This is a genomic window from Sphingopyxis sp., assembly GCF_034380315.1.
GTDB lineage: Bacteria > Pseudomonadota > Alphaproteobacteria > Sphingomonadales > Sphingomonadaceae > Sphingopyxis.
The window spans coordinates 1-19,312 of the sequence record NZ_JAXMPB010000010.1 but is presented as its reverse complement, the minus strand read 5'-3'; the positions used below and the strand labels follow the sequence as shown (position 1 = coordinate 19,312).

Genomic DNA, 19,312 nt, shown 5'->3' with positions numbered 1-19,312 from the left:
TCGATCACGCAGCGACGCTGGCCAGATGTCCGCGCTGGGCCGTGCTCTCGCGCTCTTCGATCATGCGGATACGGGCGAGATCCTCGTCGGCGATGGCGCGATAATGGTCGCGCTTGTTCTTCAGCCATTCCAGCTCGAATGCGACGGCATTGGCGATCGCGTCGTTGAAATCGGCACTGTCGGCCGCGCTGCCGTCAAAGACGATCTTGCGCGTTTCAAAACGGTCAAGCCGGATCTGCCGAAAGGCGCGCAGGGCCATTGCCGCCTCGACGGCTACCGATCCGCCGACGACCAGTTCCAGATCATTGTCGGCGCAGACCCGCGCGACCCGCAGCACGGCTTCACTGATCGCCTCGCTGTTGATCGCGCCGCGCGGCAACCCCCGCGATTGGGTAAAGTCGACCCGGCCGAATACGATGCCGTCCACGCCCCCGCGCGCCAGCGGCAGCATGGCGTCCAGGTGGGCAAGGGTCGTTTCGGTTTCGAGGTTGAACAGCATTCCGGTTTCGGCCCGGTCGCCGCCATAGACCTTTCGGCTGGCATCGATGAATTTGGACAGCGCATAGGGCGTTTCGACCATCGGGGCGATGATATAGTCGGCGCCGTAAAGCCGAGCGGCATGAAGGTCCGAGACAGCTTCGCAGCCCCCGATCTTGAGCGCGAACTTGAGGTCGGCGCGCCATGTCAGTTCCAGAAGACGCAGAAGCTCGTCCGGACGGGTTCCTTCGGCTTCGAACTCGGCCTTTACGGCAACGACGCCATAATGGTCGCGGCCTTTTTTGAGCATGTCCAGCATCCGACGTTCCCTGGCATTCATCCTATCTACTCCTTCCACGCGAACAGGCTCGTTGCATGGTCGAGACGGAGAATGCGGACCGTTTCCGTAACAATTGTGGCCCGGAATTATTTTATCTGTTGGCGCCAAGGGGATGGGCAGGCGGCAACGTCACTATAGGACATGCGTGCGTCCCTGGCTCTTTGCTCATCCATTGCATCATGGTGCCTTGGTGCGGCTGCCTGTGCTGCGGAGCCGGTGCTTGCGGTGCTGCCCGGGGGGCAGGCCGCGATGTTGTCCGGCAGCATCGACGAGGGACTGGCCGAGACCGGCGTGGCACAGCCCGTCGCCGAACCGACTGCCGTCGCGGTTATGCCGTTGGGTCGGCCGGGGGTGACATCGCGCTATGGCGTTCGCGTCGATCCGATCCATGGCCGCAGACGCATGCATCACGGCATCGACATTGCGGGAACGGCGGGCAGCGCGATCCTGGCGTCCGAACGCGGCACCATTGCCTTTGCGGGGCGCGCGGGCGGCTATGGCAATATGGTCGAGATCGACCATGGCGACGGTCTGCGCACGCGCTATGCGCATCTGTCGCGGATCGGCGTCCGGGCGGGCGACCGGGTAGAACGCAGCCAGCCTATCGGCGCGATGGGAACGACCGGGCGTTCGACGGGGGTGCATCTGCATTTCGAAACCCGTCAGCATGGACGCACTGTCGATCCACTTCTCTTGCTGGGTGCCGGCGAAGGGCGCGTTGCGGGGCAGGGCCGCCGGGTGGCGGCGCCCGCGGTTCATCGATCGAGCTTCGCGCGCCGCCGCGCCGGGGCGCCGGAGGAAGGCGCCGTCCCGCTTCCCGGGGGCGAGGGTGGTGCAGCGGCAGGGACCGCCGCCCAATGAACGGGTTGCAGCTGATATTGGTCGATGAACGTCCACGCCTGCTCCGCTTTCTGGCGGCGCGCGGCGCGGGCGAGGATGCGGAGGATTTGCTGCACGATCTGTGGCAGAAATTGGCCGTGGAGCCCGCGCGTCCGGTGGCCGATCCGCGCTCCTATGTCTTTCGGGCAGCGGAGAATCTGGTGCGCGATGCCCGGCGATCGTCGGTCAGTCGGGGCAAGCGCCAATATGACTGGATGGAGGTGGCGGACGGTCCTTCCGATCAGCCAGGCGGCGACCGGGTCCTGATCGCGCGGGAACAACTGGAGGCGGTGCAGGCGGCGCTGACGGCACTCGGCCCCCGTGTCGAACACGCCTTTCGCCGCTTTCGACTGGAAGGCGTGGGTCAGGCCCAGATCGCCGCGGAGCTTGGTATCAGCTTGAGTTCCGTGGAAAAAGATCTCCACAAAGCCTATCATATGCTCGCCGATATTCGCACGATCGCGAATACGGGATAGCACTTTTCACTTCGTCATGGGATAGGCCGAGCCGGAAGGGGCGGGGCATGACGAAGGACAATCCGGAAACGAATGAAGCGGCCCGCCGCTGGATCGTCCGTATCGGCGACGAAAATTTCGACGATTGGGACGACTTCACGCAATGGCTGGAGGCTGATCCCGCGCATCTTGCCGCTTATGAAGCGGCGCTCGACAATGATGCCTGGGCCGCGGCCGCCGTGGCACGCCTGCGCCGGCCGCCAGGCTGATGATCACCCGCTATTCGCGGCTTTCCAGCGCCTGCCAGATCGCCTCGACCGTATGGGTGCTGTTCTGCGCCGCCCGATAGATTTTGATCTTCATCGTCGTCGACCATGGGTCGGATGTGGCAGCGACGGGCTTTTCCGCGAATCCGCCGTTGACGATGCTTTCGGGAAGCCAGGCAAGGCCGAGGCCGCCCCTGGCTGCGGTAAACAGGCTTTCGGCAAGCGATGCGCGAAAGACCGGGGCAAGGTTCAGTTTCGCCGGAGCTGCCTGCAATATGCTGCCCACGACATGCGACATGTAGGAGGTTTTTGAAAACTCCAGATAGGGAATGGGATCATCGCTCGCGTCGGCGATTGTTTTCATGACCGACCCATCGGCCTGAAAGGGGATCATCCGATCGATACCGATTTCCTTGCTGGGAAAGGCATCGGGGTCGATGTCAAAGCGTACCGATGGGTGATCGTAACTGATGAAGAAGTCGCTGCCGCCATTGAGGAGTGCGGTCAGATATTCGTCGATGGTGCGTGTTTCGGCGACGATCGATACCTGAAAGGCGCCGATCTTGCGACGCAGATCGGCAAACAGGCCAGGCAGGAAATAAAGTGCCAGCGTGTGCAGGCACGCGACCCGGACACCGGTTGCGGCGATGCGTGAATTGGCCATCGCCTTGCGTTTGGCGTCATAGGATTGCGCGACGATTTCGCGTGCGACGGCGATGAAATCCTCGCCTTCCGGGGTCAGCGAGATCGGATGCTGCGACCGGTCGAGAAGCTCGACCCCGACCCACAGTTCCAGCGACTGGATCCGGCGGCTGAGCGCAGATTGGGTGACCAGCCGCGCCTCCGCCGCGCGCGAAAAATTACCGATTTCGGCAACGCTCAGCAGGTCTTCGAGCCATTTGAGTTCCATGAAATCGTTCCAATTCAAAGTTATGCAATTTTTGCATAGCCTCTTTCTAATTTCGAATTGGCCGCCGAACAAGGTTTCGCTGCATCAACAATCCAAGAATCGGTTCTAGGGGGAAATAAAATGACTTCGACGCGGCAAAAACTGCTGGGCTTCACGTGCCTTGCAACCATTCCGGCGCTTCTTGCGATGCCCGCACATGCACAGGACACTGTGGTGGATTCTACCGCGCAGTCGGCGGACGGCGCGAGCGATCTGATCGTCGTGACCGGATCGCGTATCGAGCGCTCGATCCAGGAATCGGCCGTTCCCCTGCAGATCCTGGGCGCGGAGGATCTCGAAGAAAGCGGCACCGTCGACCTGGCTGAAGCGGTCATCGAACTGCCGGGCGTATCGGCGTCTATTTCGCCGCAGAGCAGCAACGACCAGATTCAGACCGCCGGTCTGTCCACCATCGACCTGCGGCGCCTGGGCGACGACCGCACGCTGGTCCTGATCAACGGCAAGCGGGCCGTTTCCAACTCGGGCAACTCGGACCGCGTCAGCCTGTCGACGCTTCCGTCGGGGTTCATCAAGCGCGTCGAAGTCACCACCGGCGGCGCGTCGGCGGTCTATGGCTCCGACGCCATTGCGGGGGTCGCGAATTTCGTCCTCGAAGACAATTTTCAGGGCGCCGAATTCGAGGCGCGCTATCTGACGCCCGAAGCGAGCGGCGGCGAAGACCTCGAATTGAACGCCATGGTCGGCAAGAAGTTCAACGACAATCGGGGCTATATCATGGTCGCGGGCAGCTATCGCGACGTGAAGATCATCGCCGCCGACAAGACGCGGCCGGAATCGATCTTGGCGCTGGAATTCGACGATCCCGACGTCGCCGCCTCCAACAGCTTTGCCAATGAACTCGGCCAGCCGGGCTGCGACCCCAGCAATGTCGAGCGGCATTGTCTGGTCGGCTCGTTCAGCGGCAGCACGCCCGGCGGCGTGTTCGAGGGCGGCGACGCCTGGTACAAGGACGGCCAGTGGTTCAACGACATCGCGCGCACCAATCCCAACGGGCGACTGCCGTCGGACCGCAATCCCGGACAGGATTTCTATTCCGATTATGACGGGTATAACACCCGCATCGGCCAGTCTTTGATTGGCGCTCGGCGCATGTTCAATGTCGGCGCCAACCTGACCTATGAATTCTCGCCGGCGTTCAACCTTTCGCTGATCGGTCTCTATTCGATGGTCCATTCGAATACGGCGGGCGGATATGAGACGCTCAACGACAGCGACACCTTTGGTTCGACGGGGCAGACGATCGGCAATATTGCATCGAGCAACCCCTTCATTCCGCCCGAAGTGCATGTCACTCGGTCGGGCAGCGTCGATTTCGATCGCTCGCTTGTCGAACTTGGCATCCAGCGTCGCCTGAACAAGCGCGAAACCGTCCGCTTCATCGGCGACGTCAGCGGCAGCCTGAGCGACAAGTGGGAATATGAGCTCTATTCCACCTACGGCAAATTCTATCAGCGCCAGATCAACACGAACGAATATAACCATCAAAAGGCGCAGTGGGCGCTCGACGTTGAAACGGTCGGCGGCGTCATTCGCTGTCGCAATGCCGCGGCGCGGGCGGATGGCTGTGTTCCGCTGAACATTTTTGGCGAGGGCACGATCTCGCCCGAGGCCGCCGACTATATCCGCTACACCGGCAATGCCCGGCAGACGCGCACCCAGTTCACCGCTGGCGGCTTCGTGCGCGGCGAACTGTTCGACCTGTGGGCGGGCCCGGTAAAGGCCGTTTTCGGCGTCGAATATCGTTATGAAGGACAGGAAACCCATGGCGATCCCGATGGCGATCTGGTGGGCGGGCTCGATGGCGATCCGACAACTGACGACGTCGATCAGACCAGCCTTGCGACCTTCCCGGACATCAAGGCCAGCTATCGCGTCAAGGAAATGTTCGGCGAACTCGACGTGCCGTTGTGGGAGGACACGCTCGACCTGCAACTTGCGGCGCGCGTCGCGGACTATAATACCGTCGGTACGATCTTCAGCTATAATGCCGGTCTGGTGTTCCGTCCGATGGATGGCCTACGCTTCCGTGCGCAATATTCGCGGTCGCAGCGTGCGCCGAACCTGACCGAGTTCTTCTCGCTGCCGCGTCCGGACGCGGACGATCTGATCGATCCGTGCGAAGGCCTGATGCCCGACGGCAGCGGCGTTCGTACCCCGGCAGGCGTTGGCGGTTCGGCGGCAGATCTTGCGGTGTTGACCTCCAACTGCCTCGCCGACCCGGGAATTCAGGCCTATTTCGCCGATCCGGCGAACGCCGGTCTGGCCTTTGACGATGGTGACAGTTCGACGCAGGGCCCGAACGCGGGCAACCCGAACCTCAAGGAAGAAACGGCGGATACCTACACGTTCGGTGTCGTTGCGACGCCGCGCTTCATCCCCGGCCTTACCCTGACGCTCGATTATTATCGCATCTCGATCAAGGATGCGATCACCTCGATCGATACCCAGGATACGGTCGACCTGTGTTACACGGCCGCCGATTATCCCAACAATAAATTCTGCGACGTCATCACCCGGAACCAGGCGTCCGGCGAGATTATCGAGGTCATCAACTATCAGGAAAACCTGAACCGCGAGCGGGTCGAGGGTATCGATGCGGGTCTGTTCTACAAGTTCAAGCCCGGATTTGTTCCTGGCCGGTTCGACGTGGACGTCCGTTACACCCATTATCTGACGCAGGATGTGAAGTTCACCGGTATCGGTGGACAGGTGCTGACCTCGTCGCCGCTGGGCGAGATCGGCACGCCCAAGGACGAACTGCGCCTGAAGCTTGGCTATCGTCTCGGCGATTTCCGCTTCACCTATACGATGACCTATCTGGGTGGTGGGGTCGACGATCTGGTCGCGGCTCCCAACCCGACCGATGACCGTTATTACAAGGTCAAGGGGCAGGATTATCACCGCATCTATGCCTCCTATGACTTCGGCAAGGACGATCAGTACCGCATCTACGGCGGCATCAACAATCTGTTCAACGATTACGGCCCCTTCATGCCCGACGGCCTGAACAACGGGAACTTCCGGAATATCGTCAGCCCGCTCAACGATCCGGCCGGACGTGAATTTTATGTCGGGGTTCGTGCGCGTTTCTGAACCGCCGGCATAGAAACCGGACGTCCACCCGGTTGGCAGGCGCATTTTCTTTCTTGCAAGGAAATGCGCCTGCCGCTCCCCTCCCACTTGCCTGCGCGGAGCGGCCGCGCCTTGACCCCGCGAGGAAGATTATGCGCCTGAAGACCCTGTCCTGGCGGCTGGCCTGTTCCGGATTTCTCGTGGCGTCATTGCCGACAATGGCTCTGGCTCAGGATGTCGCCGTACCGGCGTCTGCGGCTCCGAAACCCATGAGCGCGGTCGATTTTGTCGAGCTTCCGCAACTTGAAAAACCGGTGCTGTCGCCGGACGGCGGTAAATTGGTCTATGTCCGCTCGCACGCCGACTGGTCCAAGAACAAGCATCTCGACGACTATGTGCTGTTCGATATGGCGACGGGCGAGGGGCGCGTCATTTCCGATTGGCCGCGCGACAGCGACACGTTGTCGGCGGTAAGCTGGGCGCCCGACGGCCAAAGCTTTGCCTTCGCCATGAAGGCAAAGGGAGACCGACAGGATCAGGTCTATATCTATGACCTGAAATCGCAGGTCCTGAGCAGGGAGACGGCGCATCCCTCGAAGGTCGGCGACATCATGTGGGGCCGCGACGGTAACGTCCTGTATTTCCGTGCGCGGCGCGAAAATCCCGATCCGGCTGCCCTGCGCAAGCTGCAGATCAAGCCGTATGACACCGAACTGCCCTATGAATTGTGGCGCCATGACCGGCGCGACGGGCTGACGCATCTGGTCCGGGGCGGCGACATGTCCGTCACCGACTATACGCTGTCGCGCGACGGCACCAAGATATTGCTGACGCTGGTGCCTGACGGCGCCCAATATGACAGCATCGACCGCGAACTTTGGTTGTTCGATATCGCCACGGCGGCGGTGCGCCGACTGACCCATAATCGCTATGCCGAATCCCGCGCCCAATTGTCACCCGACAACAAGAGCTTTGCCTATATCGCGACCGTAAATGCGGCGGGCGAGGGCTATTATGAGGACAATCTTTTTGTTCAGAAAGTCGGGGATACGGCGCCGCGGCTGATGATGGCCGATGTCCCGATGGAAGTGAATGATTTCGCCTGGGCCCAGGCCAAAGACAGCATCATGCTCCTCGGCAATGTCGGACTGCGCAATGCGCTGTTCAAATTGTCGGTTCCCGCCGACCGGCTCGAACAATTGACCCGGGGCGACCATGCGATCGGCGATTGGCGCTATGATGCGACCTCGCAGGCGCAGGTTGCGGTCGTCACCGATGCCGCGAGCCCCGGCGAAGTGATGGTAAAGCGCGCGGGTGATAGCGATCTGCGCCCTGTGACGCACGAATACGCCAACCTGTCGCGCCGTTTCCAGCTTCCGCGCCAACAGGCCTTCCGTTGGCAGGGGCGCGATGGCCAGTCTCTGGAAGGGCTGCTGGTCTATCCCGTCAATTACAAGGCGGGGCAGCGCTTTCCCCTGATCACCATTACCCACGGCGGTCCGCGTTCATCGTCGCAGTTCGGGTCGTGGAACATGTCGCGGTCGGTGCCGGTCTTCACGGGGCAGGGCTATGGCGTCTTCCTGCCCAACCATCGCGGCGGAACCGGATATGGCGATGCCTTCATGCGCGACATGGTCGGCCGATATTTCAACAATGCGCACCTCGACGTACTCGACGGCGTCGATGCCCTGGTCGCGCGGGGGCTGGCCGATCCGGACCGTTTGATCGCCATGGGGTGGAGCGCGGGTGGCCACATGACCAACAAGCTGATCACGATGACCGACCGGTTCAAGGCCGCCTCGTCGGGCGGCGGCGTTGCTGACTGGATATCACTCTATGGCGAAAGCGACGTGCGCGAAAATCGCACGCCCTGGTTTGGCGGTTCGCCATGGCAGGAAAACGCCCCGATGGCGTCGTACAGCGACCAATCGATCCTGAAGGACGCCTGGCGGGTGAAGACCCCGACCTTATTCTTCAATGGCGAAAAGGACGAGCGCGTGCCGCCCACGCAGGCGATCATGATGTATCGGGGAGTTCGGGCGGCCGGGGCGCCGACCATGCTCTATCTTGGCGAGGGTGAACCGCATAATTTTCGCAAGCTGTCGAACCAGCTTTTCAAGATCAATGCCGAACTTGATTGGTTCGCACGCCATGTCACGGGCACGAAATACGAGCTATCACTGCCCGCGACCGCTACCGAAACGGCGGCGGCATCGGACGATTAATCCGGCGCGGAAGGATAACCAATGGCCGAACCCCTGATCACCAGCGACGTCGTCACCTTTGGCATATTGTGTACGATCGTTGGCACGCTTTTCTATCTGCGCGGACAGGGCGGCGGCTGGGACCGTTTCTTTACCTTCGTCCCGATCGTGCTGCTTTGCTATCTGGTGCCGTCGCTTCTCGCCAGTTTTGGCGTCATCGGGTCGGGCGAGGAGGGGCTTTGGCCTGCCGCAAAGGATTATTTCCTGCCCGCGGCGTTGATCCTGCTGACGCTCAATATCGATCTGAAGGGCGTCTGGGGGCTTGGTCCAAAGGCGCTGATCATGTTCTTTACGGCGACCGTCGGCGTGGTGATCGGCGGGCCGTTGGCGGTGATGATCGTCGGCAGTTTCAGTCCGGACGCGGTTGGCGGAACCGGCGCGGACGCGACGTGGCGGGGCCTTTCGACGCTTGCCGGAAGCTGGATCGGCGGCGGCGCGAACCAGACCGCGATGCTGGAAATCTATGGCTATAATCCCGAACTCTATTCGGCGATGGTGGCGGTCGATATCGTCGTGGCGAATATCTGGATGGCCGTCCTGCTTTATGGGGCCGGGATGTCGGCGCGGATCGATCGCTGGCTCGACGCCGACGCAAGCGCCATTTCGACGTTGCAGCAGCGGATGGCCGATTTCAGTCAATCGGTCCAGGAAGTGCCGACGCTGGAGCGTCTGATGCTGTTGCTTGCCGTCACGTTCGGGGGCGTTGGCCTGTCGCATCTCGGCGCCGACATGATGTCGGCGGCGATCGGTGCGATCCCCGGATATACGGGGGGCGTCCTCGCCAGCCGGTTCTTCTGGGTGGTCGTGATCGCGACCAGCTATGGCCTGATCCTCAGCTTTACGCGCGCGCGCCGACTGGAAGGAGCCGGGGCGTCGAAATTCGGTTCGGTGATGATCTTTCTGCTCGTGGCGATCATCGGCACCCGGATGGACGTTTTCAAACTCGCCGACAATCCGACGCTGTTTCTGGTCGGACTGATCTGGATCCTGATCCACGTTCTGCTCTTGCTGACGGTGGCAAAGCTGATCCGCGCGCCCTTTTTCTTCGTGGCGGTGGGCAGCAAGGCGAATATCGGCGGGGCGGCATCGGCGCCGGTCGTCGCGGCGGCCTTTCACCCGGCGCTGGCGCCGGTCGGGGTGCTGCTTGCGGTCCTCGGTTATGCGCTTGGCACCTATGGAGCGATCATCAGCGCCGAACTGATGCGGATGGTTGCCCCATGACCTCCTTTGCAAGGCCCTCCGCCTTCTTGTCCCGCATTCATCAGGCAGGTTGATCTTCATGCCCTTGTCCCAGCGTTCACGTCAGGCTTTTTGTATCAGCGATTCGCCCTCGCTGTTCGTGCCGGAGTGGGAGGAGCCGCTGCTGGCGCGCGCGCTCGTCGCGCTGGCGCTGCGGACCTCTCCGACCATCTGCTATGTCGGCGCGGCAAAGGGCGACCATCCCGATCGCCGCCTGGCCTTTTATCAGTTGGCCGAAAGGGTGAATTTCCGGCCGCGGGCGCTCAACCTCTTCACGCCGCTGACGGACAATCCCGACGAATATTTCGCGGATGCCGACATCGTCTATGTCGACGGCGGATCGACCCGCAACCTGATGGTCCTACTGCGCGAATGGCGGGCCGATCAGGCGCTGCGTGATGCCTATGATCGCGGGGTCATTCTGGCGGGGGCCAGCGCGGGCACGAACATGATGTTCGAATGGGGACTGACGGATTCGGTGCGGACGCGGATCGATCCGATCGCCGGGCTGGGCTTGCTGCCGGGCACGGTCGGCATTCATCACGATGCCAATGCGCATCGCCCGGCGGCGTTCGAGGCCTTTTTGAAGGATCCGCGCGCGACGGGGCCGGCCTTTTCGATTGACGACGGCGTGGCGCTTCATTTCGTCGATGGCGAGCATGTCGGGACGTGGAAAAGACATCAGGGAGCGGATTGGGCGCGGCATTCGCTCGGCACCGAAGCGGCGGTGCTGCCATGACCGATCTTGCGTTGCCGCACACGGGCCCCATTACCCCGGCCATGCGCGTCGAACATGATTTTCTGGGCGATATCGCCGTTCCGGCCGAACGATATTTCGGTGCCGAAACCATGCGCGCGATCCGGAATTTTCCGATCACCGGGACGCCGATTTCGGCGATGCCGGAACTGCTCGTCGCGCTGGCGTGGATCAAGAAGGCCGCGGCGCGGACCAATGCGGCGGCGGGCGATCTGACGCCGGAACAAGCCGATGCGATTGTGGCGGCCTGCGACGAGATTCTGGCGGGGCGGCTCCACGAAGAATTCTGTCTGGACGTCATTCAGGGCGGGGCGGGCACCTCGACCAATATGAATGCGAACGAGGTGATCGCCAATCGCGCGCTCGAAATCATGGGACATGCGCGGGGCGATTATGTGCGGCTTCATCCCAAAGACCATGTGAACAAATGCCAATCGACCAACGATGTCTATGCGACCGCGATCCGCTTGACCGTCGTTCAGATCAACCGCCGCCTGTCCGACGCGACCCTGAAGATCGTCGAGGCCTTTGAACGCAAGGCCCGCGCGTTCGATCATATCCAGAAGCTTGGTCGTACCCAGTTGCAGGACGCCGTTCCAATGACGGTGGGACAGGAAATGCAGGCGTTTGCCGACGCGCTGCGCGAGGATGTTTCGCGGATCGCCGAAATGCAGAGCCTGTTCATGGAAGTGAATATGGGGGGCACCGCGATCGGAACGGCGGTTGGGGTCAGTCCCTATTATCTCGACCATATCGTACCCGCGCTTGCCAAGGTCACGGGAATGCCGCTGACCCCGTCGGCCAACCGTATTGAGGCCAGCTGGGATACCGGCCTGTTCGTGTTTTACAGCGGACTGCTAAAGCGGCTCGCGACAAAGCTCAGCAAGATTTCGAACGATCTGCGCTTGCTGTCGAGCGGGCCATTGTCGGGCATCGGGGAACTGAAACTGCCCCAGATGCAGCCGGGATCGTCGATCATGCCGGGCAAGGTCAATCCGGTGATCCCGGAAGTGATGAACCAGATATGCTTTAGGGTCTTTGGTGGCGATACGACGGTCACGTTCGCGGCGGAGGCGGGCCAGCTTCAGCTCAACGCGATGGAACCGATCATCATCTGGACCATCTATGACAGTTGCACCGCGCTCATCGCGGGAATGAACACAATGGTCGAAAATTGCATCGACGGCATCACCGTCGACGAAGCCCGCACGGCGCAGTTGCTGGCGGGCAGCACGGCATTGGTCACGTCGCTGATGCCCCATATCGGCTATGGCCCGGCGGCGCGGATCGCGCAGGCAATGGTCGAGGATCGCGTCAGCCTTGCCGAGGCCTTGCATATCCATGCGCCCGAAGAGGCCGCGCGTTTGCGGGCCGAACTGCAGCTCGTCTAGGGCGCACTTCCGGATGATCTATTCGCTCCGGCCGCGCACAGATGCGCGCGGGCCGGGCTGATATGCTGAATCGGCGGTTTACCATCGCCGTGAAGCGAATCCTCATGTCGGCTCGGCATTCGTGGCAGCATGAGGACGAAATCCTATCTTGCCGCGGTCGATTCGCGCTGGCTCATCGCTCTTGCGATTGCCGCTGCCGGTACGCCGGCGGCGGCAGAGGCATCGTCGAAACTCGACAATGTGAAGCCGCTGCTCGCGGCCTCCACCTCCTGTCCGGTTTCATTCGCGCCGCCCGTCGCGGCGCGGCCGGGAAATCTGACCCAGGCTATTCTGGGCGGTGCACCCAGTGCCCTCGACCGTATCCGGCTGAGCCAACAGCAGGGCGCGGCGTCGCAGGCGGTGGAGCCAGCGCCCGCGGCTGCCGTTTCGGTGCCCTTCGGCCGCGATCTGGTGACGGCCGCCGCCGTCCTGGAACCGGCCAGCCGAACCAGCCTTTCCTTTGGAGCCCTTCCGTTGCCGTCTGTGATGGGCGATTGCGGCGCGGCTGCGCTGCGCAAGATGCCGCGCGACATGGGGATTGCCGCGCCCTTCGGGACGCTGTCGTCGCCCGACGACGAGCTTGGCACCCGCGCCATTCCGGTCAAGCGCACTCGCTTCGACGACCGCTGGAACCGCGTCCGGCGCGCGCCGTCGGCGGCGTTGATGCAGGCGCAGCTCGGCAAGGCTGGCGCCGGTCATGGCGTGGCGGAAGAAGAGCTGTTCGCGCGGGTCAATCGCTGGGTCAATCGCCAGATCGAATACCGCGCCGATGACCGAAACTATCGGCAGCGTGACTATTGGGCGACCGCCGATCAGACGCTGGCGCGGCTGAGCGGGGATTGCGAGGATTTCGCGATCCTGAAGATGCACATGCTGCGGGCGGCCGGCGTCGCGCCGTCACGAATGAAGCTGGTGCTGCTGCGCGATCTGGCCGCGAACAGCGATCATGCCTTCCTGCTGGTCGAAACCGATGGCGGGCATGTGGTGCTCGATAACACGACCGACCGGGTTTATCGCGGTGCCGAGGCGGTCGCGGTACGGCCGGTCCTGTCTTTCAGCGAGAACCGCCGATGGGTCCATGCCTATCGCGGTACGCAGCCGCCCTTTACCGTCGCGTCGGTTCCCGCCGCGGAAAAGAGCCGGACGCTCGCCGCGCTCGATCAGCGTTCGGTCAGTGCCGAGCCGCTGACCTTCAAGACCGGCTTCAGCAGGTAGGTCAGCACCGATTTCTTGCCGGTCAGGATTTCGACATCGCACAACATGCCGGGGGTGATCGGCAGGCGGTGCCCGTTCGACGTCAGATAAGAGTGCGTCGTTTCGACGACCACGGTGAAATAGGGCTGGCGTTCGACTTCGTCATAAATGCTGTCGGCTGACACCCGGACGACCCGGCCCTTCAGCCCGCCATAGATGGAAAAGTCATAGGCAGTGACTTTGACATTGGCCGGATCGCCGACCTTGATGAACGCGATGTCGCGCGGAGTGACGCGCGTTTCGACGAGTAACTTTTCGCCCAGCGGCACGATCTGCATGATCTGTTCGCCCGCGTTGACATATCCGCCGACCGTGTTGACGAGCAGGTCGTTGACCACCCCGCGCGTCGGCGACCGGATTTCGGACCGCGCGAGCCGTCCCTCGGCTCCCCGGATCGTTTGCTGGTTGACCGCCATCTTGGTCGTCAGCTGGCTGCGCTCGTTCAGCGCCTCCTGCTGAAAATCATAACGCGCGCGGGCAACCTCTGCCCGGGCTTCGCGTACGGCGGCCTGCGAGCGCGAAATCGCCTGCCGGGCGGCGGCAAGGCGGCCCTGAATGTCGACGACTTCGCGCTGGGCCGACAATAGCTCGGTTTGCGGGACCACCGATTTGGCTGCGAGCGGTTCAAGCATCGCCACCTGTTCGCGCGCGAGTTTCAGGCTGGATTCCAAGGACGAGGCCGTTGCCTGCGCCTCGCCCAGATCGCGCGACCGCTGATCGACCGCGGCGGACAGGGCGGCAAGCTGGCTTTGCAGCGACGAGCGTCGCACTTCGAGGAGGCGGGCCTCGTCTCCGCATGAATCGCCTACACAGCCGGTTCCTCCGGCTTCGCTCGCCAGTCGGGCGGCGCGCTGTGCCAGTCGCGCATTTTCCGTTTCCAGCTGGCCCAGTTCGGATTGCGAAGCCGTATTGTCGAGGCGAACGAGCAATTGCCCCTTGTTCACCGTCTGCCCGGACCGAACCAGTATCTCCTCGATCGTCGAGGGTTCGGCCGATTGGATGATCTGAACCTTCGACGACGGAATGACCCGGCCCTGACCGCGTGTCACCTCATCGACGCGCGCGACGCTGGCCCACAAAAGGAAAAGGACGAAACCGACGGCCGCGGCGACCGTGATCTGCTCCGCACCCCGCAGACGCTGCCAATATTTCAACATCAATCGCGCCTCAACTATTCGCTGCCGGATGCCGGACCGGATACCGTCAGGGTCGCGCTTCCTTGCTGGTTCGTCAACGCGTCGAAACGGGATTTGCCTTGTGTCGGATCGGGAATATTCGGGGTCCACCCCTTGGTGACGTCGACCCGTCCGCCAACGTCATTGTCGGCGCGATGGTCGGTGGGATCGCGCGGCATCGGCTGTGCGGTCACGGCGATCTCGCCGGTCACGTCATCGGCGGCGTTTCCGCCCTGATAAAGCTGGCTGAAGGCCGGTATCCATTCATTGCCCGAATAGCCGTTCGTGAAGGCCGCCGGCTTGCCCCAGCTTCCGGGCCAGCGATAAAAGATATGGGCGCCGATCTGTTCGATCTTGGTCAGCTTGGGGGCCCAGCGCGGCAGGACATAGTTGGCGTGATAATGGGTCGCCATGCCGACCCCGACAGTGACATGTCCGGCGAGCGCGGCGCGCGCGATCTCCGCCGAACGGCGCCACAGCGCCGCGACGGGCACGCGTCGCATCGATCCGTCGCAGGCAAAGCTGAACTGGCATCCGGGGCGCGAACTGCCCTGATACACCACGCCGCAAACGGTGCTGGGATAGGCGGGATGCCGCACGCGGTTCAGGATGACCTGCGCGACTGCGGCCTTGCCCAGATCGGTTTCAGTCGCCGCTTCATAATAGATCGCCTGCGTCAGGCAGCGTTCGGCATTGGATGCCTGGGCCAGGGACAGGCGCGGGATGAAAAAGGGACGCGCGGCTTCGACCGGCAGGGTGGATTTGGGCAGCTCGGCATTGCGGGCGACGGCATCGTCGCCTTCCAGCGCGGGCGTTTCGGCGTCGGCCTCGGTTTCGGCGATCAGCTTGGCGATCGCCTTTGCCTTGGCGGCCCTTGCGGTCGCTGCGGGGTCTTCGCGGTGCGACGCGAACAGGCCTTCGATCGATCGCGCAACCCAATCGTTAGAGGCCGCCACGACGAGCAGGCCGGCAACCAGCGCCAGGCCGGCAAGGAACAGCCCCATGCGGCGCGGGGCCGCAGTGGGTGCGGTGCCGTCAATATTCCACGGCGGGCTCGTCTCGCTGGCGGTGGCCAGCCGGATATCGCGGTGCAGGATCACGGCCGATTTTCCTTTGGCATCGATTTGGCAAGGATTTCGGCGCGCGGGCCATCGGCGACGATACGGCCGCCGTCGATGACGATGATCCGGTCGCACAGGTGAAGGATCGCCTCGCGGTGGGTGGCGATCACCACGGTTTGCTCCTCATCGACGCAGGATTCCAGCGCCTTGATGAAAAAGCGTTCGCTTTGCGTGTCCATCGCCCCGGTCGGTTCGTCGAGGAACAGGAGGCGCGAGGGCGACGCCAGCGCACGGGCAATGGCGAGGAAGCTGCGCTGCCCGCCCGAAAGCTGGCTGCCGCGTTCGCCCGTGACGCGATCGAGCCCGGTTTCGTCGCGACCCAGAAACTGGTCCGCACCGATCGACTGGAGCAATTGCAACAGGTCGTGGTCCGATGCCGCGGGCGCACAAAGTTGAAGATTCTGCTTGATCGACCCGCTGAACAGAACGGCATCCTGGCCGACGAAGCGAAGCTGCGAGCGCAGATAGATCGGCGAATATTGGCGGCTGTCGAGCCCGTCGATATAGATATTGCCGGTGTCGGGCGGGTAAAGCCCGCACAGGATGCGGCCGAGCGTCGATTTGCCCGATGCAACCCGGCCCACGATGGCGATCTTCTCGCCCGGCGCGATCTTCAGATTGATATCCGACAGCGAGGGTGCCGAAGCGCCGGGATAGGAAAAGGACAGCCCGTCGACGGCCATTTCGCCGCGATGGATCGCAAGGTCGAGCGTGCTGCTGCCCATCCGGCGCTCGTCGTTCGCCTCGATCATCTGCTGGATGCTTGCCATCGTCGTCCACGCCTGACGCCCACGGGTCATCAGAAAGGCGAGCTGGCCGACCGGCGCCATCGACCGGCCGGCGAGCATGACGATGGCAATGATGGCGCCCATCGAAATCTTGCCGGCGTCGAACAGGTAAAAGCCGCCGACGACAAGCGCGAGGCTCGAAAATTGTTGGCCCAGCGTCGCGAGGTTGATCGCCGCCGCGCCGGTGCGGCGCAGGCTGGCCTGGGTGCGGGCATTGACATCGACCATCCGGCGCCATTGGCCGAGCACCTGCCCCTCGGCGGCGCAGCTCTTGATCGTTTCCGATCCGCCGATCGATTCGACCAGCATCGAATGCTGGATGCTCGCATCGGCCTGGCTGTCGAGCGATGCGGCGACCATGCGGCGTTGAAGGAAAAAGCCCGCGACCGCCATGGCGGCGATGATCGACAGGGGGATCAGCGCGAGCCAGCCGGCGAGTACGGCTATCATCGCGACGAAGAGGAACAGGAACGCCACATCGACGACCAGGACGATCGTGGTCGAAGCGAAAAAGTCGCGTACGGCTTCGAACTCCGAAACCCGCCGCGCCAGCATCCCGGTGCTTCCGCGCCGATCGATCAGGGGGATGTTCAGAACTTTGGAGAAGATTTTCTCCGACAGTTTGACGTCAAGATCGCGCCCCAGGTCGTCGAGCAACGTGGCGCGCGCCAGGCGCAGCGTGAATTCGACCGCGAAGGCAAGCAAGGCGCCGATCGCCAGCACCCACAGGCTCGATACCGCCTTGTTCGGGATCACCCGGTCATAGACGTTCATGGTGAAGAGGGGGAGGGCAAGGCCGAGCAGATTGATCATCAGCGCGGCGCCCAGCACCGGGTAGAAAGACCGGCGGACGCGGCGCACTTCGCCCCAGAACCAGTGATGCTTGGCAACCTCGTCCCAGGGCCGCTCCTCGGCCCGGATGGCTGTGGGATCGGCGGCGACGGCAATTGCCTGTCCCGCATATTCTTCTTCGACCGTCTCTTCTGCGACCCAGAGCGGCTCTTCCCGGTTGGAATCCCAAAGCAGATATTGATTGTCGCGTTCGTCGAGCAGCACGGCGGTGCTGCCGTTCTTGCGCTGGATGATCGCTGGCAGCTTGCGCGCAAGGCCGCGAACCTTGCGGGCGAACAGCTGTTCATTGTTGATCAGGCAAAGGTCGAGGGCCGCCTCGGCCTGATGGAAAGGCAGGCGCCCCCGTTCGTCCCGCGCGAGCGAAGACAGGGCGGCGCGCTGGAAAGTCTGGCCGAAATGGCGCGCAACGAAGTCGATACAGGCGATCAGCGGATCGCCCGAATCTTTGTTGTCGTTACTGGCCAGCGAGGATTGATCCCGCATCATCTTGTTATTTCTTTGCTCAGAATCAAACCAATACCAGTTTTTACTGCGGATAGCGACGCCGTTGCAGTTCTGCGGGTGCGGGCGGTCCATAATTTACCTTCTCGCGCGCATAGACCCTGCGCGACTCCGGCGCTGTCAGGCCAAAGGCGTCGAGCAGGCTGTTGGTCGATGCCAGTATCTGATAGCCCGCGAACAGTTCGGAGAAGCGCGCGGTTTCGGCGCGAACCTGAACATTGAAGCGGGTGTTCTGGGCATCGAGGACATCGAGCAGCGAGCGGCGTCCGACCGAGAATTGCTGGCGATAGGACAACAGCAGTTCATCGGTGGCCCGGCTCTGGTCGACCAGGTCGCGGAACACCGCGGTCTGGGTTTCCTTGCTGTTCCAGGCGCGGCGCACATCGGCTTCGGCATCGCGTTCGGTCTGGTGAAGGCGGAAGCGTGCTTCGCTCGCGCGGCGCACCATTTCCTGATATTTGGCGCGGTTGATGCCGCCGTCAAAGATGTTCCAGCGCATGACGACGCGGCCCATCAGGTCGTTGGTTTCTCCGCGAAAGGCGTCGATATCGTCGCCGATCCGGCCGGTCAGTTCCAGTCCGACGGTCGGATAAAGGTCGCCGGCTGCCTTTTTGGCTTCGGCGGTTGCGGCATCGACGTCTGCGCCCGCCTCCAGCACCTTGGGGTGCTTCGATCGGGTGACGCCGACCGCTTCGCTAAGGCTTCCGGGCAGCTTTTCGAGCATGGCGGGCGGCATCTGGACGTCGTCCACCTCCATCCCGCTGAGCGCGAGCAGCTCGATCTTGGCGTTGGCGAGCGCTTCCTTGGCTTCGGTGACGCGCACGCTGGCCGCCTTGGCGCGTTCCTGTGCCTGCTGCAGGTCGGCGACGCTGATCGACCCTGCGGTCACGCCGTTCGACAGGTCGGAAACCAGGCTGTTGTGAAAGGTCAGATTGTCCTCGGCCGCCGCGACGACCCGCTGTTGCAGCAGGACGTCGAGATATTGCCGGGCGCTTTGCAGCGCGATGAACTCCGACCGTTCCAGCACGCGCAGCGCGGCGCCATCGACCCGCGCGGCCTGGCGCGTCTTTTCACCGCGCCGCCGTCCAAAGTCGATCAGCGTCTGTTCGGCACGGATCGACGCTTCCAGCGGATAGAGTTCCTGATTGGCGATCCCCAGGGCACGGCGCGTCGCATTTTCCAGACGGCGGACGCCCGCCGATGCTTCCAGCGTGACGCGCGGCAGATAGAGGCCCTGGGCCTGCTCCATCTCGAATTCGATGGCCTGCTTGTTCATTTCCGCCTGATGGATCTGCGGATTGGAATCGATGGCGATCGCCATGACATTCTGCATCGATACGGGCTCGTGATCTGCCCCCTTCTGAGTGGTCCAAAATTGATGATATTTTGGACGACGAAGGAGATATAGAATGCCGAGCAAAAAGCATCGCCCGGAAGAGATTATCGGCAAGCTACGTGAGGCGGAGGTTGTG

At 62.7% G+C, this 19,312-nt stretch carries 15 protein-coding genes; 9 read left to right on the top strand and 6 right to left on the bottom strand.

The window, feature by feature from the left end; translation table 11 throughout:
• Positions 1–4 precede the first annotated feature (4 nt).
• Positions 5–817, bottom strand: coding sequence for an aldolase/citrate lyase family protein (locus U0S50_RS16000; RefSeq protein WP_322309678.1), 813 nt, complete (start codon positions 815–817; stop codon positions 5–7).
• Between the two features lie 141 nt (positions 818–958).
• Here U0S50_RS16000 and U0S50_RS15995 point away from each other — a divergent pair, with 141 nt between their 5' ends.
• From U0S50_RS15995 to U0S50_RS15985, 3 genes are read left to right on the top strand one after another with little or no spacing between them, the layout of a single operon-like run.
• Positions 959–1,678, top strand: a complete 720-nt coding sequence (locus tag U0S50_RS15995) for a M23 family metallopeptidase (protein ID WP_322309677.1) — start codon at positions 959–961, stop codon at positions 1,676–1,678.
• Positions 1,675–2,172 carry a sigma-70 family RNA polymerase sigma factor gene (locus tag U0S50_RS15990; RefSeq protein ID WP_322309676.1) on the top strand — a complete coding sequence of 166 codons (498 nt, stop codon included), beginning with the start codon at positions 1,675–1,677 and terminating at the stop codon, positions 2,170–2,172. Before U0S50_RS15995 ends, U0S50_RS15990 begins: the two co-directional genes overlap by 4 nt.
• Positions 2,173–2,219: 47 nt before the next feature.
• On the top strand, positions 2,220–2,420 hold the full coding sequence (locus tag U0S50_RS15985; RefSeq protein WP_322309675.1) for a FecR/PupR family sigma factor regulator: 201 nt from the start codon (positions 2,220–2,222) through the stop codon (positions 2,418–2,420).
• A 10-nt stretch (positions 2,421–2,430) separates the two neighbouring features.
• On the opposite strand, the gene U0S50_RS15980 is transcribed toward U0S50_RS15985, so the two are convergent.
• On the bottom strand, positions 2,431–3,327 hold the full coding sequence (locus tag U0S50_RS15980; RefSeq protein WP_322309674.1) for a LysR family transcriptional regulator: 897 nt from the start codon (positions 3,325–3,327) through the stop codon (positions 2,431–2,433).
• A 120-nt stretch (positions 3,328–3,447) separates the two neighbouring features.
• On the opposite strand from U0S50_RS15980, the gene U0S50_RS15975 reads away from it, so the two are divergent.
• The 6 genes from U0S50_RS15975 (at position 3,448) to U0S50_RS15950 (ending at position 13,364) form a co-directional block, all read left to right on the top strand.
• Entirely contained in the window at positions 3,448–6,480 is a 3,033-nt protein-coding gene (locus U0S50_RS15975; RefSeq protein ID WP_322309673.1) for a TonB-dependent receptor plug domain-containing protein, read from the top strand.
• Between the two features lie 131 nt (positions 6,481–6,611).
• A complete protein-coding gene (locus U0S50_RS15970) occupies positions 6,612–8,684 on the top strand; it encodes a S9 family peptidase (RefSeq protein WP_322309672.1) in 2,073 nt (690 codons plus the stop codon).
• A 21-nt stretch (positions 8,685–8,705) separates the two neighbouring features.
• The gene (locus U0S50_RS15965) at positions 8,706–9,944 is read left to right on the top strand and encodes a DUF819 domain-containing protein (RefSeq protein WP_322309671.1); all 1,239 of its coding nucleotides are present in this window, start codon (positions 8,706–8,708) and stop codon (positions 9,942–9,944) included.
• A gap of 58 nt (positions 9,945–10,002) precedes the next feature.
• Complete coding sequence (locus tag U0S50_RS15960) at positions 10,003–10,701, top strand: Type 1 glutamine amidotransferase-like domain-containing protein (protein WP_322309670.1); 699 nt, start codon at positions 10,003–10,005, stop codon at positions 10,699–10,701.
• Entirely contained in the window at positions 10,698–12,110 is a 1,413-nt protein-coding gene (locus tag U0S50_RS15955; RefSeq protein WP_322309669.1) for an aspartate ammonia-lyase, read from the top strand. The genes U0S50_RS15960 and U0S50_RS15955 overlap by 4 nt, the downstream gene beginning before the upstream one ends.
• A 129-nt stretch (positions 12,111–12,239) precedes the next feature.
• A complete protein-coding gene (locus U0S50_RS15950; protein WP_322309668.1) occupies positions 12,240–13,364 on the top strand; it encodes a transglutaminase-like cysteine peptidase in 1,125 nt (374 codons plus the stop codon).
• Here U0S50_RS15950 and U0S50_RS15945 read toward each other — a convergent pair.
• Genes U0S50_RS15945 through U0S50_RS15930 form a run of 4 tightly spaced genes read right to left on the bottom strand, consistent with a single transcriptional unit; the run spans position 13,310 to position 19,161 of the window.
• The gene (locus U0S50_RS15945; protein ID WP_322309667.1) at positions 13,310–14,560 is read right to left on the bottom strand and encodes an HlyD family type I secretion periplasmic adaptor subunit; all 1,251 of its coding nucleotides are present in this window, start codon (positions 14,558–14,560) and stop codon (positions 13,310–13,312) included. The two genes, U0S50_RS15950 and U0S50_RS15945, sit on opposite strands and share 55 nt — an antisense overlap.
• A 14-nt stretch (positions 14,561–14,574) precedes the next feature.
• On the bottom strand, positions 14,575–15,678 hold the full coding sequence (locus U0S50_RS15940; RefSeq protein ID WP_322309666.1) for a cell wall hydrolase: 1,104 nt from the start codon (positions 15,676–15,678) through the stop codon (positions 14,575–14,577).
• Positions 15,675–17,825, bottom strand: coding sequence for a type I secretion system permease/ATPase (locus U0S50_RS15935; protein WP_322309665.1), 2,151 nt, complete (start codon positions 17,823–17,825; stop codon positions 15,675–15,677). Before U0S50_RS15935 ends, U0S50_RS15940 begins: the two co-directional genes overlap by 4 nt.
• Positions 17,826–17,865: 40 nt before the next feature.
• Positions 17,866–19,161 (bottom strand): TolC family protein, encoded by a 1,296-nt coding sequence (locus U0S50_RS15930; RefSeq protein ID WP_322309664.1) that lies wholly within the window; start codon positions 19,159–19,161, stop codon positions 17,866–17,868.
• Between the last annotated feature and the right edge of the window lie 151 nt (positions 19,162–19,312).

Excerpts from the sequence above, each read along its gene's own strand:
- U0S50_RS15980 (WP_322309674.1), bottom strand. The coding sequence starts at position 3,327 with ATGGAACTCAAATGGCTCGAAGACCTGCTGAGCGTTGCCGAAATCGGT.
- U0S50_RS15935 (WP_322309665.1), bottom strand. The coding sequence starts at position 17,825 with ATGATGCGGGATCAATCCTCGCTGGCCAGTAACGACAACAAAGATTCG.
- U0S50_RS15930 (WP_322309664.1), bottom strand. The coding sequence starts at position 19,161 with ATGGCGATCGCCATCGATTCCAATCCGCAGATCCATCAGGCGGAAATG.
- U0S50_RS15945 (WP_322309667.1), bottom strand. The coding sequence starts at position 14,560 with ATGTTGAAATATTGGCAGCGTCTGCGGGGTGCGGAGCAGATCACGGTC.
- U0S50_RS15955 (WP_322309669.1), top strand. The coding sequence starts at position 10,698 with ATGACCGATCTTGCGTTGCCGCACACGGGCCCCATTACCCCGGCCATG.
- U0S50_RS15975 (WP_322309673.1), top strand. The coding sequence starts at position 3,448 with ATGACTTCGACGCGGCAAAAACTGCTGGGCTTCACGTGCCTTGCAACC.
- U0S50_RS16000 (WP_322309678.1), bottom strand. The coding sequence starts at position 817 with ATGAATGCCAGGGAACGTCGGATGCTGGACATGCTCAAAAAAGGCCGC.
- U0S50_RS15990 (WP_322309676.1), top strand. The coding sequence starts at position 1,675 with ATGAACGGGTTGCAGCTGATATTGGTCGATGAACGTCCACGCCTGCTC.
- U0S50_RS15965 (WP_322309671.1), top strand. The coding sequence starts at position 8,706 with ATGGCCGAACCCCTGATCACCAGCGACGTCGTCACCTTTGGCATATTG.
- U0S50_RS15985 (WP_322309675.1), top strand. The coding sequence starts at position 2,220 with ATGACGAAGGACAATCCGGAAACGAATGAAGCGGCCCGCCGCTGGATC.
- U0S50_RS15970 (WP_322309672.1), top strand. The coding sequence starts at position 6,612 with ATGCGCCTGAAGACCCTGTCCTGGCGGCTGGCCTGTTCCGGATTTCTC.
- U0S50_RS15950 (WP_322309668.1), top strand. The coding sequence starts at position 12,240 with ATGAGGACGAAATCCTATCTTGCCGCGGTCGATTCGCGCTGGCTCATC.
- U0S50_RS15995 (WP_322309677.1), top strand. The coding sequence starts at position 959 with ATGCGTGCGTCCCTGGCTCTTTGCTCATCCATTGCATCATGGTGCCTT.
- U0S50_RS15960 (WP_322309670.1), top strand. The coding sequence starts at position 10,003 with ATGCCCTTGTCCCAGCGTTCACGTCAGGCTTTTTGTATCAGCGATTCG.